Origin of the sequence: Archangium sp., from assembly GCF_036388035.1 — a bacterium.
In the GTDB taxonomy this organism is placed as follows: domain Bacteria; phylum Myxococcota; class Myxococcia; order Myxococcales; family Myxococcaceae; genus Archangium.
Genome location: NZ_DASVSO010000202.1, coordinates 1 through 13254 on the forward strand (window position 1 = coordinate 1; position 13254 = coordinate 13254).

The following is a 13254-nucleotide window of genomic DNA, read 5'->3' on the forward strand; positions in this document are numbered from 1 at the left end:
GCGGGGCTGCTCGACGCGGCCGAGCCCTCGGAGGGCACATGAAGACCTCGCTGAAGACTCCCGTGAAGCTGGGGCTGCTCGCGAGCCTCTACCTCTCCCAGGGCCTGCCCTTCGGCTTCTTCACCCAGGCGCTGCCGGTGCTGCTGCGCAAGCAGGGGCTGTCGCTGCCCGCCATCGGCCTGGCGAACCTGCTCGCGCTGCCGTGGGCGCTCAAGTTCCTCTGGGCGCCGCTGATGGACCGGTACGGCTCGGAGCGACTGGGGCGGCGGCGCGGCTACATCCTCCCGTTGCAGTTCCTCTCGGCGGTGCTGCTCCTGGGGCTGGCCCTTCCCGAGGGGACCGTGAGCGTGCCGTCCCTCCTGGGGGCGGTGCTGCTCGTCAACCTGCTGGCGGCCACGCAAGACGTGGCCACGGATGGGCTCGCGGTGGACCTGCTCGAGTCCGAGGAGCTCGGCTGGGGCAACGGCGTGCAGGTGGCGGGCTACCGGGTGGGGATGATTCTGGGCGGCGGCTTGATGCTCATCATCTTCGACGCGCTGGGCTGGCGCCCCACCCTGCTGAGCCTGGGCGCGCTGCTGCTCGTGGCCACGGTCCCAGTGGCGCTCTTCCGCGAGCCGCCCTCCTCCGCTCCCCGGCGCGAGCGCGTGAACATGGCCCCCTGGCTCCGGGAGTCCCTGCTGTACTGGGTGCGCCGCCCCGGCGCGGGCGCATGGTTCATCCTGCTCGTCCTCTTCAAGGCGGGCGAGCACCTGGCCACGGCCATGCTGCGCACCTTCCTCGTCGACGTGGGGCTGGGAATGTCCGAGGTGGGCTGGATGCTCGGCTTCGTGGGCTTCACCACGGGGCTCGTCGGCGCGCTGCTCGGAGGGGCGCTCATCCACCGGCTGGGGCGACGGCGGGCGCTGCTCGTCTTCGGTACCCTGCAAGCCGGCGCGGTGCTCCTCTACGCGATGGCCACGCGCGGAGCCTCGGTGCCGGTGCTCGCGCTCGTCTGCGGCGTGGAGCACCTGACGAGCGGCATGGCCACCGCGGCCCTCTTCACGGTGATGATGGAGATGTGCCGCCCGGAGCACGCCGCCTCCGACTACACGGTGCAGGCCTCGCTCGTGGTGGTGGCCACCGGAGCGGCCGCGGCCGTGAGTGGCTTCAGCGCCCAGGCCCTCGGCTACGCGTGGCACTTCACGCTCTCGGCGGCCGTCTGCGCCGTGGCCGTGGTCTGGGTGGCGCTCACCTTCCATCCGCCCCGGACGCTCGTGTCCGGGGGACAACCCGAGGTGTCGTGATGACCATCGCCGTCTATGCCGGCAGCTTCGACCCGGTGACCGCCGGCCACCTCTCCATCATCCGTCAGGCCGCGCGCCTCTTCGGCCACGTGGTGGTGGTGGTGGCCAACAACCCCCAGAAGCGCACCCTCCTCTCCGTGGCCGAGCGCGTGGAGTTGCTGCGCGACGTGGTGGCGCTCCACCCCAACGTCACCGTGGCCAGCACGGAGGGGCTCATCGTGGACTACGCGCGAGCCATCGGCGCGAGCGTGCTGCTGCGGGGCGTGCGCGGCGCCACGGATGCCCAGTTCGAGACGACGCTGGCGCAGGCCAACCGCGCGCTCGCGCCGGACCTCTCCACCCTGTTCCTCCCCGCCGAGGCCCATCTCGCCGAGGTGAGCAGCAGCCGACTCAAGGAGCGGCTGGCGCGCGGCGAGGACGTTTCGGACTTCTGCCCACCGGCGGTCGCGGCGAAGCTGCGGCAGCGACTGTCCCCCACCCTTCGGAGCCCGTGATGAGCCTGTCCTTCGTCACCCTCGGCGTTGGCGATGCCTTCTCCGCGCTGCGCTACTCCTCGTGCCTGGCGCTCGAAGCCGAGGGCCAGGTGCTGCTGGTGGACTGCCCGCACCCCATCCGCAAGATGATGCGCGAGGCCAGCCTGAGCGCGGGCGTGGAGCTGGACGCGGACCGGGTGTCGGGCCTCGTCCTCACCCACCTGCACGCGGACCACAGCTCGGGGGTGGAGGGGCTCGGCTACTTCTCCTTCTTCGTGCTGAAGCGAAAGCTCCAGGTGCTCGCCCACCCGCACGTGGCGCACCGGCTGTGGGACGGGCACCTCGCCGCGGGCATGGAGGACCTCATCCGCAAGCCCGGGGGCGAGCCCCAGCGGCACGGCTTCGAGGACTACTTCGACCACGTCCCGCTCTCCACCGAGGCGGCCGTGCGCTTCGGACCCTTCACCCTCGAGTGCCGCCGCACGTACCACCACCTGCCCACCATGGCCCTGCGCATCCGCGCCGGAGGCCGCAGCCTGGGTTACAGCGCGGACACGGCCTTCGACGAGGGCCTCATCGCCTGGCTCGCCGAGGCGGACCTCGTGGTGCACGAGACGAACTACGGCGTCCACACGCCCTACGAGAAGCTGGCCGCGCTGCCCGCGGACCTGCGCGCGAAGATGCGGCTCATCCACTACCCGGATGACTTCGCCCTCGACACGAGCAACATCGAGCCACTCGCCCAGGGGCGCCGCTACACGGTGTGAACTGGTGGGGAGCTGGCGATCCGCTCGGGCAGTGTGACCCTGAAGCCTCCACGTCGCAGGTCGAGCAGGGGGCCTACCGCTCCCAGGGCAAGCAGGAGGGCAGCCCGTGTCACACCGCGTCACGCCCGCGTCACGTGAAAGATGCACATCCCCAACGGACGTGGGAGATTCGACTCCCCGGCGAATCCCCCATGTCCTTCCCGTTCCGTCTGCTCCCGCGCCCCCTGGCTTCGTCCCTGGCTGCACTGCTCCTGGCTGGCTGCGCCACGCTGCCGCGGAGCACCCCCGCCCCCACTCCCGCACCGGCGGCCAGCCCCGAGTCGAGCGCGGCCTCCGAATCCGGAGCGGACGACGAGCCCACCGTCACCCTGTCGCTGCTCCACGTCAACGACGTGTACCAGTTCACCCCGGTGGAGAACGGCGAGCATGGCGGGCTGGCGCGGCTGTCCACGCTGCGCAAGCGGGTGCTCGCGGAGACTCCGAACACGCTGTTCCTGATGGCCGGTGACACGCTGTCGCCCTCGGTGGAGTCCACCTTCCACAAGGGCAAGCAGATGATCGACGCGTGGAACGCCCTGGGCCTGGACTTCGCGGTGCTGGGCAACCACGAGTTCGACTTCGGCCCGGACGTGCTGCGCCAGCGCATGCGGGAGTCCCGCTTCACGTGGCTGGGCGCCAACGTGATGGACAAGAAGACGAACCGTCCCTTCGGGGACACCCCGCCCTTCGTCATCCGCGAGGTGGGCGGGGTGAAGGTGGGCATCTTCGGGGTGCTGCTGGGCAAGACGCGCTACAGCTCCAAGCCGGGGCCGGACGTGTACTTCGTGGACACGTGCGCCACGGCGCGCGAGCTGGTGCCGCAGATGCGGGCGCAGGGCGCGCAGGTCATCGTCGCCCTCACGCACCTGTTCGTAAACGAGGACAAGGTGCTCGCCCGCTGTGCTCCCATCGACCTCATCATCGGGGGCCATGAGCACGTGATGATGCAGGCGGTGTCCAACGGCACGCCCATCATCAAGATGTCGTCCGAGGCGCGCGAGCTGGGGCGCGTCACCCTCCACGTGGGCACCCAGAGCCACAAGCTCAAGAGCATGGACTTCGACATGCTGCCGGTGACGCCTCAGGTGCCCGAGGATCCGGCCTTCGCCACCGCCATGCGCGAGTACGACGCGCTGCTGGCCGAGCTCTCCCAACCCCTGGGGCGCACCTCCGTGCCCCTGGACGCGATGGAGGAGTCCAACCGCGTCCACGAGACGAACCTGGCCTCCTTCGTCGCGGACGCCTACCGCAAGGCCGCCGGCGCCGAGGTGGCGCTGATCAACGGGGGCTCCATCCGCTCGGACTCGGTGGTGCGGCCGGGCCCGCTCACCCGGCGCGACGTGCTGGCCATCCACCCCTTCCCGGGCTCGGTGGTGAGCATCGAGGTGACGGGCTCGGTGCTGCGCCAGGCGCTCGAGCACGGCGTCAGCCGCAGCGCCGAGGAGACGGGCCCGGGTCGCTTCCCCCAAATCTCCGGCATGCAGTACGCCTTCGACGTGTGCCGGCCCGTGGGCGACCGCATCGTGCGCGTCACCGTGAATGGCCAGCCGCTCGACCCGAAGCGGACGTACACGCTCGCCACCAACTCGTACATGGCGGCCGGGGGCGACGGGTACACCATGTTCAAGGACACGAAGTACCGTGTCCCGGCCGACAAGGGCCGCCCCACGCAGGACGTGCTGCGCGATGCCTTCGCCTCCGCCGAGTCCATCGCCCCCGCCACGGACGGCCGCATCGAGCGGCTGCGCGCCGGCGCGCGCGACCTGGCGAAGAAGGACGACAAGGACGCCCCGACCTGCCCCGCTCAGGCGGCGAAGTAGCTACGCCCACCCGCGCAGCCGGTACACCCAGCGGCCGAACAGCTCGCGCATGGCGTCCGTCCCGGCCGACAGGTTGGAGGCCCGGGGCTGCCACCATGCGCCGCGCGGGTGCCACTCGTGCGCGCGCGTGTCCACCACCAGCGTGTCCGGTTTGAGCCCCAGCACCTGGAAGGTGCCCAGCGCCCGCGGCATGTGCGCCGCGCTCGTCACCAGCAGCAGCTTCGTCCAGCCCTTCTCCCGGATGATGCGCTCGGACTCCAGCGCGTTCTCCCGCGTGTTGCGGCTGCGTCCCTCGGTGACGATGCGCTCGGAGGGAATCCCCCACAGCCGGAGCTGCTTCGCCAGGATCTCCGCCTCCACCAGCGCCCCCGGCCGCGTGTCCAGCGTGCCTCCCGAGATGAGCAGCTGGCGCGCCCGCCCCTCCCGCACCACCTCGAACCCGCGCAGCAGCCGCTCCACCGCGAGGGTGTACTCGGGCAGGCCCGAGCGCTCGGTGGCGTCCGCGTCCACCATCCCGCCCAGCACGATGACGGCGTCGTACACCCCGTCCGGCCGGTACGTGGACACCGCCCCCGCCTCCACCCACCGCTGCAGGCCATTGGCCACCGGCTCGGTGGAGAAGACGTAGAGCGCCAGCAGCCCGAGCACCTGCAGCCCCACCGCCAGCCGTGCCCGCCGACGGCGCAGCAGCAGCCCCACCGTCACCAGCAGCAGCCCCCAGGAGAGCGGGGCGAGCAGCAGATCCAACAGCTTCGACAGGAAGACGAACACGCCCGGGCTACCGCTCGCCCCAGTGGAGCTTCTGCCGGAGGATGGAGAAGTAGCCCACCCGGGTGTTGCGCACGAGGTTCACCCGGTTGGGCGAGCGCACCACCTCGATCATGTCCTCGCACTGCAGGCTGTGGCCCGTCTGCCCGTCCAGGGTGAGGAAGGTGTCCGCCGTCTCGCTGCGCAGGGCGATGCGGATGGTGCGATCCGCCGGCACCACGATGGGCCGGTGCGTGAGCGCGTGCGAGCAGATGGGCGTGAGCACCGTGCAGTCCACCGAGGGGTGGACGATGGGCCCTCCCGCCGACAGGGAGTACGCGGTGGAGCCGGTGGGCGTGGCCAGGATGACGCCGTCCGCCTTGTACGTGGCGATGGGCACCCCGTCGACGGACACCTCGTGGTCCGCGATGCGCGCCAGCGCGCCCTTGTTGATGACCACGTCGTTGAGGATCTCGTCCTCCACCACCACCCGGCCCTCGCGCATCAGCCGACAGGTGAGCTTCATCCGGGAGTCCATCTTGAACCGCCCGGCGAGCACCTCATCCAGCGTGGCGAACAGCTCCTCCACGGGCACCTCGGTCATGAAGCCCAGGCTGCCCAGGTTGACGCCCAGCAGGGGCGTGGGGCGCCCCCCGAGCAGCCGCGCGGCATGGATGAGGGTGCCATCTCCCCCGAGCACCACCACCAGCTCCGCCCGGGTGGCCAGCTCCCGGTCTTCGAGCCGGGGCCAGCCCAGCGTGTGAGCCAGGAGCCGGTCCCCCAAGATCTCCAGCGAGGGGTAGCGCTCCCGGATTCGCGCGGCCAACTCCGCCGCCTCGGGCTTGTCCTTCTTCGCAACGAGCACCAGGGTCTGCACGATAAGTCCAGGTTCTAGTCCAGGCGGCCAGGGGTGCGCTGGACGAAATGGACCCTTCGATGACCCTGTGACAAGTGGTCGCCGGACGGCAGGATTCCCCCATGGACCTCTTCGAACATGCCAGCAAGAAGGACGAGGCCACCCTGGCCCCCCTGGCCGAGCGGATGCGTCCCACCCGCCTGGAGGAGTTCGTCGGGCAGGAGCACCTGACGGGCGAGGGCCGCTTCCTTCGCCGGGCCATCCAGCACGACCAGGTGCCCTCGCTCATCCTCTGGGGCCCCCCCGGGACGGGCAAGACGACGCTCGCCAACCTGATTGCCCGCTCCACGGGCGCCGCCTTCGACTCGCTCTCCGCCGTCCTCTCCGGCGTGAAGGACATCCGCGAGACGGTGGCCCGGGCCCAGGAGCGCTGGAAGATGAACCGCCAGCGCACCATCCTCTTCGTGGATGAGATCCACCGCTTCAACAAGAGCCAGCAGGACGCGCTGCTGCCCCATGTGGAGAAGGGCACCGTCACCCTCATCGGCGCCACCACGGAGAACCCCTCCTTCGAGCTGAATGCCGCCCTCCTCTCTCGCGCGCGCGTCGTCACCCTGCGCGGGCTGGAGGAGGAGGAACTGGTGGCGCTGCTGCACCGGGCCGTGGTGGACCCCAGGGGCCTGGGGGGCAAGGTGCAGGTGGACGAGGAGGCGCTGACGTTCATCGTCCAGGCCTCGGGAGGGGATGCGCGCAGGTCACTCACCGCGCTGGAGGCGGCGGCGGCACACGGCGGCACCCGGGTGGACAAGGCCATCGCCGAGGAGGCCCTGCAGCACAAGGCGCTCCTCTACGACAAGGCCGGCGAGGAGCACTACAACGTCGTCAGCGCCTTCATCAAATCCATGCGCGGCTCGGACGTGGACGCGGCGCTCTACTGGATGACGCGCATGCTGGAGGCGGGAGAGGACCCCGTCTTCATCTTCCGGCGCATGGTCATCTTCGCCTCGGAGGACATCGGCAACGCGGACCCGAGGGCGCTGGGCGTGGCGGTGGATGCGCTCCGGGCCTTCGAGCTGATGGGCCTGCCCGAAGGCACCCTGCCCCTCACCCAGGCGGTGACGTACCTGGCGCTGGCGCCCAAGTCGAACGCGGTCATCACCGCGTTCGCCGCGGCGCGCGCCGCCGTCACCGACGGGGGGCCACTGCCCGTGCCCATGCACCTGCGCAACGCGCCCACGAAGCTGATGAAGTCGCTCGGGTACGGCGCCGGCTACAAGTACCCGCACAACTTCGAGGGCAACTACGTCCCCGAGGACTACCTCCCCGACGCCCTGCGCGGCCGGCGCTTCTACGAGCCCACGCACAACGGCTTCGAGCACGAGCTGGCCGAGCGCTACGAGGAGATTCAACGCCAGCTCGCGGGCCGTACCCGCGAGCCGGGCGAGGAGGGCTAGGAGGCTGCCTCCAGCGCGTCGTCCTCATCCTCCTTGGAGCGCTTCATGGAGCGCCCCGCCACCTCGTACTGCTTGAGGAGGCGGCGGAAGTTGGAGCGATCCACGCCCGCGGCGCGCGCGGCGCTGGAGACGTTCTGGTTGTGCTTCTCGAGCAGCGCGGTGAGGTAGCGCCGCTCGAAGGCGCGCATGGCCAGCCGCTTCGCCTGGGCGTACGGCAGGTGGGCGAGGCTGAAGACCTCGACCTGGGCGCCGGCCTGCGGCGCGTCCTGGAAGCCCGGCGGCAGGTCGTCGACGTCCAGCACCTCCTTGGAGGTGAGCACCACCGCGCGCTCGATGACGTTCTCCAGCTCGCGCACGTTGCCCGTCCACCGGTTGCAGGTGAGGGCCTCCATGGCGCGCGGCGTGAAGCCCGTCACCTTCCGGCACACCTTGGCCGCGTACAGCTTGAGGAAGTGGTGCGCCAGCAGCGGCACGTCCTCGGGGCGCTCGCGCAGCGGCGGCAGGTCGATGGTGATGACGTTGAGCCGGTAGAACAGGTCCTCGCGGAACTTGCCCTGCTCCTTGGCCCGGTTGAGGTTCACGTGCGTGGCGGCGATGACGCGCACGTCCACCTTCACCGGCTCGTTGGCGCCCACGCGCTTGACCTCGCCCTCCTGCAGCACGCGCAGCAGGCGCACCTGGGTGGCGGGGGGCACGTCGCCAATCTCGTCGAGGAAGATGGTGCCGCCGTCGGCCGCCTCGAAGAGGCCCTTCTTGTTGGAGGTGGCCCCGGTGAAGCTGCCCTTGATGTGACCGAAGAGCTCGCTCTCCAGCAGCGTGTCCGACAGCGCCGAGCAGTTGACGGCCACGAAGGGCTTGTCCTTGCGCGCGCTGCGGTAGTGGATGGCGCGCGCCACCAACTCCTTGCCCGTGCCGCTCTCGCCCTGCACGAGCACCGTGGCCGTCGAGTGGCTCACCGTCTCCACCAGCTTGAAGACGCCGCGCATCTGCGACGACTGGCCGATGAGCTCCTCGAACTGGTTGCGGACGGTGAGCGCCTCCTCCAGCGCCCGGGCCCGGTCACGCAGCGCCTTGCGCTCGGCGGCCTTGGCCACCGTCATGCTCACTTCGTCGATGTTCTCGAAGGGCTTGGTGAGGTAGTCGTACGCCCCGGCCTTCACCGCCTCCACCGCCGTCTCCACGGTGGCGAAGGCCGTCATCATGATGACCTCCACCTCCGGCCGGGCCGCCTTGATACCGCGCAGCAGGTCCATGCCGGACAGGTTGGGCATCTTGATGTCCAGGATGGCCACGTCGATGGACGGGTCCTTCGCCGCCGTCAGTCCCTCCACGGCGTCGTCGATGGAGACGACCTGGTAGTCCTCCCGCTTGAGGATGGACGTGACCGCCTTGAGGACGATCTGATCGTCATCCACGACCAGGACCTTCGCGCGCTTGGCAGGTGGCTGCGGGTTCACGGCAACCTCTCGAGCTGCAGGGGGATGGGGATGTAGACGGTGAAGCGCGAGCCCGCACCCAGTTGGGTGTCCACCTTGAAGACCCCACCGTGGTCCTCGATGATCCGGTACGCGATGGAGAGCCCCAGGCCGGTGCCCTGGCCAGGAGGCTTGGTGGTGAACGCCGGATCGAAGATGCGCGCCAGGTGGCGCTCCTCGATGCCCGCGCCGGTGTCGACGACGCGGAAGAAGCAGCGATCGCCGTCCCGGCCGGTCTCCAGGGTCAGCACGCCTCCCTCGGGCGGCAGCGCATGCAGCCCGTTCTGCAGCAGGTTGAGCATCACCTGCGCCAGCTGTCCCGGATCCCCGAACAGCTCCGGCAGATCCGTGGCCAGCTTCAGCTCCATCCGCACCTTGGAGTAGGCCTTGAGCTGCGCTCCGAAGAGGACCGACGAGTCCTCCGCGCACCGGTTGAGCTGGAAGGTCCGGCGATCCTCCGTCCGGCTGTGCCGGCTGAACTTCAGCAGGCTCTCCACGATGCGCTTGCAGCGCAGCGCGCTCTCCTCGATGAGATCCAGCGACTCGATGTCGGAGGCGCTGCGGCCGTCGTCGCGCTTCATGAGCTGCGCGAAGGCGAGGATGCCGCCCAGCGGGTTGTTGATCTCATGCGCCACGCCGCCAGCGAGCTGGCCCACCGCCGCCATCTTCTCCGTCTCGATGAACCGGCGTGTCAGCTCGCGCTCGTCCGAGATGTCCCGGTAGGAGCACACCGCGCGCCCCTCACCCGTCAGCGGATAGGCGGCCACCGCGTAGGTGCGCCCGCGCTGGGAGATCTCCGCGCGTGCGCCCCGGCCGCTCTCCATGGCCCCCGGCAGCGGGCAGCCCTGGCAGGGCGTGTCCCGATCGAACAGCAGCTTGAAGCAGTGCTGCTCCCCGCCGCCCTCCTCGGACAGCGGCTCCGCGAGCCGGTTGCCCGCGAGGTCCGTGTACGAGCGGTTGGCCCGGCGCACCCCGTAGTCCTTGGCGCGCACCACCGCCATGGGCGACTCGATGGAGTCGAACGACAGCTCCCACTCGCGCTTGGCCTGGCTGAGCAGGTGGGTGCGCAGCGCCACGCGCGTCTCCAGCTCCGCGTTGAGCCGCCGCAGCTCCTCGTTCTGCTGCTGCGTCACCCGCAGCAGCCGCTCGTTCTCCGCCTGGAGCGCGTACTGCTCGAACGCGCTCTTGACCGTCAGCACCAGATGGCTGTCGTTCCAAGGCTTGGAGATGAATCGGAAGATCTCCGACCGGTTGATGGCCTCCTCGATCGCCTGCTGATCGGCCTGCCCGGTGAGCATGATGCGCTGCGCCCGAGGCACCTGCGCCTTCACCCGACTGAGGAACTCCACGCCGTTCATCCCCGGCATCCTGAAGTCGGAGATGACCACCTCCGGCGTGAAGCGTTCGAGGGCCTTGAGGCCCTCCTCCGCATCAGAGGCCGTCTCGATCTGCCAATCGCCCCGACGAAGCACCCGCCGGATGGACTTCAGGATGTACTCCTCGTCGTCCACCAGCAGTAGCCGTCCGCGTGGCACCGCTCCCTGTGTCTGCGCCAGTTCCAGTGGCAACCTCGTCTGGGTCTAGGACCCGAGCGTTTGCAATGACGCTGCCAACGTCCACCATCTCGCAAAGCGCCCGGATACCGGGTACTTCCGCACCCGGGGCTCGCGTCCACCCTGGGTCCCTCCATACCCCGACCCGCGAATCGGGTCAATGATGACCCAGCCGACAGGGCGGGCAAGCGTCAGCGGGGAACGGAGCCGTCGAGGGGCACGGGGGTGGCGTGCAGGCAGATGCGGTTCCGGCCCTCGCTCTTGGCGCGGTAGAGGGCCTGGTCAGCCGAGCGGACGAGCTGCTCGGGACTGTTGACCGCCTGGTGGGGGAACGAGGCGATGCCCAGCGAGGCGGTGACGGCCAGGAGACGCTCGGGCCCGGTGCGCAGGGCGCCGACCTCGCGCCAGACACGCTCGGCCACCGTGAGGGCGCCGGCCAGCGGGGTGCGCGGCAGGAGGATGGCGAACTCCTCGCCCCCATAGCGAGCGAGCAGGTCCGTCTCGCGCACGCTGCGCTGGAGGGCGGCCGCCACGTCGCACAGCACGGTGTCGCCCACCTGGTGGCCGTGCTCGTCGTTGAAGTTCTTGAAGTGGTCCAGGTCGACGAGGATGAGCGAGAGCGGATCGTCGTAGCGCTGGGCGCGCCGGAACTCCTCGCGCAGCCGGTCCTGGAAGTAGCGGTGGTTGTGGACCTGGGTCAGCCCATCGGTGATGGAGAGGCGCTCCAGGGAGTTGACCCGCGTGGTGAGGTCGTTCACGCGCTGCCGCATGTGGAGGCAGCGGGTCATGCGGGCCAGCAACTCCTCGGGGTCCACGGGGGTGCGCACCACCTCGGCGCCGAGCCTCAACGCGGCCAGCACCGCCGCGCGCTCCTCGGCGGGCACGAGCGCGATGAGGGCGGGGCCCAGCCCGTTGTCATCCCGGGCCACCAGGTGCTGGAGCAGCGCCCGGGACGGCCCTCCCGCGGGACCCAGGACGAGCAGTACCAGATGGGCGTCCTCGATGAGGCGCTGGGCCTCCGAGCCGGCCGAGACCAGGCGTACGGAGAAGCCCTCCTGCTCCAGTGTGCTCGCGAGGTCCGCTTGCCGTTCGGGTTGCTCGTCCACCAGCAGAATCAGGCGCCTGTCTCCCACATCATCTCCCCACCACGAGCCAAGCTCCGAAGCTACCATGCTGGACCCACGGTCGCGACCGTTGGATTGCGCTTGCCCTGCAATGTTTGATACCCACCGACCTCTGTCACGGTCGCGCGCTTTCGAGGTTTCATCGTGGGCAACTCCCCCCCCAGCATCAGCCTCTTCTTTCCCGCCTGGAACGAGGAGGACTACGTCGAACGCTCGGTCATGCGTGCCCTGGAAGTGCTCCCCAAGCTGACGAATGACTTCGAGATCATCGTCGTCAACGACGCCTCCACGGACCGCACCCAGGAGATCTGCGACGAGCTGGCCGCGCGCATCCCCCAGCTCCGGGTGATCACGCACCCGGTCAACCTGAAGCTGGGCGGGGCGATGCGCACCGGCATGTCCGCGTCCACCAAGGACATCGTGGTGTACTCGGACATCGACCTGCCCTTCGACCTGAAGGAGCTGGAGCGGGCCCTGCACCTGATGAAGTACCTGGAGGCGGACATGATCTGCGCCTTCCGGTTCGACCGCACCAGCGAGGGACCCAAGCGCATCGTCTACTCGTTCGCCTACAACCTGCTCATCCGCACGCTGTTCGGTGTCCACGTCAAGGACATCAACTTCAGCTTCAAGGTGATGCACCGGCGGGTGCTGGAGGCGGTGGAGCTCAACAGCCAGGGCTCGTTCATCGACGCCGAGCTGGTGGTGAAGGCCATCCACCAGGGCTTCAAGGTCTTCCAGATGGGCGTGGACTACTTCCCGCGCACGCGCGGCATCTCCACGCTGTCCTCGCCCGCCGTCATCCTGAAGATGGTGCGCGAGCTGATGAAGCTCTACCCGGAGACGCGCCACCCCCAGGTGGCCAAGCGTCCGGTGCGGCTGCCGCCCACGGTGTCCTCGCTGCACGGCACGGCGCGCGAGCGCGAGCGGACGCGCGGCCACGGGTAGCGCGGTGAGGCGCGCGCGCACACGCCTCGTCGTCAACGCGGACGATCTCGGGCTGCACCCGGCCCTGGACGCGGGCATCCTCCGGGCGCACCGCGAGGGCATCGTCACCAGCGCGACCGTGCTGGTGGGGGGCCCCAGCGTGGAGGAAGCGGTGGCGAAGGCCCGGACGCAGGGACTGGCCCTGGGCGTCCACCTCGCCCTCTCCACCCGGCTGCCTCCGGCCGCGCCGGCCTCGCATGTCCCCACGGTGGCCCCGGGCGGGCGGATGCGCGCGAGCTGGGCCCACTTCGCTCGGGCGTGGCTCACCGGACAGGTACGCCGCGAGGAGTTGGAGCGGGAGCTGGCCGCGCAGGTGTCACTCGCTCGGGCGCTGGGCGTGCAGGTGGACCACCTGGATGCGCACCAGCACCTGCACCTGCTGCCGGGCGTGCGTCCCCTGGTGGAAGCCCTGGCGCGGCGGGAGGGCGTGCCCCTGCGCTGGCCGGACCGGTTCCCTCGCGTCTCCTGGCTGCGCGCCCCTGGGCCGGCGGTGAAGACGTCGTTGCTCACCCTGCTGGCCCGTGCCGCGCCCAAGCCGCTGGAGGGGGTGCGCCGGGTGAGCGCGGGCGGCGTCTTCGAGGCGGGCCAGCTCACCGAGGCGACCCTGCTCTCACTGCTGAAGTCCCTGCCTTCGGGAGATTTCGAGCTCGGCTGCCACCCAGGCGAGGGCAGCCCC

General features: G+C 70.1%; 12 protein-coding genes. 7 read left to right on the forward strand and 5 right to left on the reverse strand.

What is annotated here, in order from left to right; translation table 11 throughout:
- Positions 1-38 precede the first annotated feature (38 nt).
- From VF697_RS08910 to VF697_RS08925, 4 genes are all read left to right on the forward strand, one after another.
- Positions 39-1283, forward strand: a complete 1245-nt coding sequence (locus tag VF697_RS08910; protein WP_331093249.1) for an MFS transporter — start codon at positions 39-41, stop codon at positions 1281-1283.
- On the forward strand, positions 1283-1777 hold the full coding sequence (coaD, locus tag VF697_RS08915; protein ID WP_331093271.1) for a pantetheine-phosphate adenylyltransferase: 495 nt from the start codon (positions 1283-1285) through the stop codon (positions 1775-1777). The genes VF697_RS08910 and coaD overlap by 1 nt, the downstream gene beginning before the upstream one ends.
- Positions 1777-2523, forward strand: a complete 747-nt coding sequence (locus tag VF697_RS08920; RefSeq protein WP_331093251.1) for an MBL fold metallo-hydrolase — start codon at positions 1777-1779, stop codon at positions 2521-2523. The genes coaD and VF697_RS08920 overlap by 1 nt, the downstream gene beginning before the upstream one ends.
- Before the next feature lie 191 nt (positions 2524-2714).
- Positions 2715-4382: a bifunctional UDP-sugar hydrolase/5'-nucleotidase gene (locus VF697_RS08925; RefSeq protein WP_331093253.1), complete on the forward strand. Its 1668-nt coding sequence runs from the start codon at positions 2715-2717 to the stop codon at positions 4380-4382.
- Here VF697_RS08925 and VF697_RS08930 read toward each other — a convergent pair whose 3' ends face one another.
- Both VF697_RS08930 and VF697_RS08935 read right to left on the reverse strand, forming a co-directional pair.
- Entirely contained in the window at positions 4383-5153 is a 771-nt protein-coding gene (locus VF697_RS08930) for a YdcF family protein (RefSeq protein ID WP_331093255.1), read from the reverse strand.
- Between the two features lie 7 nt (positions 5154-5160).
- Entirely contained in the window at positions 5161-6006 is an 846-nt protein-coding gene (locus tag VF697_RS08935) for an NAD(+)/NADH kinase (protein WP_331093257.1), read from the reverse strand.
- 101 nt (positions 6007-6107) lie between these two features.
- On the opposite strand from VF697_RS08935, the gene VF697_RS08940 reads away from it, so the two are divergent.
- Positions 6108-7439 (forward strand): replication-associated recombination protein A, encoded by a 1332-nt coding sequence (locus VF697_RS08940; protein WP_331093259.1) that lies wholly within the window; start codon positions 6108-6110, stop codon positions 7437-7439.
- Here the strand turns inward: VF697_RS08940 and VF697_RS08945 are convergent.
- From VF697_RS08945 to VF697_RS08955, 3 genes are all read right to left on the reverse strand, one after another.
- On the reverse strand, positions 7436-8896 hold the full coding sequence (locus VF697_RS08945; protein WP_331093261.1) for a sigma-54 dependent transcriptional regulator: 1461 nt from the start codon (positions 8894-8896) through the stop codon (positions 7436-7438). The genes VF697_RS08940 and VF697_RS08945 overlap by 4 nt on opposite strands.
- Positions 8893-10449 carry a response regulator gene (locus VF697_RS08950; protein ID WP_331093263.1) on the reverse strand — a complete coding sequence of 519 codons (1557 nt, stop codon included), beginning with the start codon at positions 10447-10449 and terminating at the stop codon, positions 8893-8895. Before VF697_RS08950 ends, VF697_RS08945 begins: the two co-directional genes overlap by 4 nt.
- Positions 10450-10658: 209 nt before the next feature.
- Positions 10659-11600 carry a diguanylate cyclase gene (locus tag VF697_RS08955; protein WP_331093265.1) on the reverse strand — a complete coding sequence of 314 codons (942 nt, stop codon included), beginning with the start codon at positions 11598-11600 and terminating at the stop codon, positions 10659-10661.
- 135 nt (positions 11601-11735) lie between these two features.
- Here VF697_RS08955 and VF697_RS08960 point away from each other — a divergent pair, with 135 nt between their 5' ends.
- Both VF697_RS08960 and VF697_RS08965 read left to right on the forward strand, forming a co-directional pair.
- Positions 11736-12539 (forward strand): glycosyltransferase family 2 protein, encoded by an 804-nt coding sequence (locus tag VF697_RS08960; protein WP_331093267.1) that lies wholly within the window; start codon positions 11736-11738, stop codon positions 12537-12539.
- 4 nt (positions 12540-12543) lie between these two features.
- Positions 12544-13254, forward strand: a 711-nt coding sequence (locus VF697_RS08965; protein WP_331093269.1) for a ChbG/HpnK family deacetylase, incomplete at its 3' end; no start/stop codon positions are given.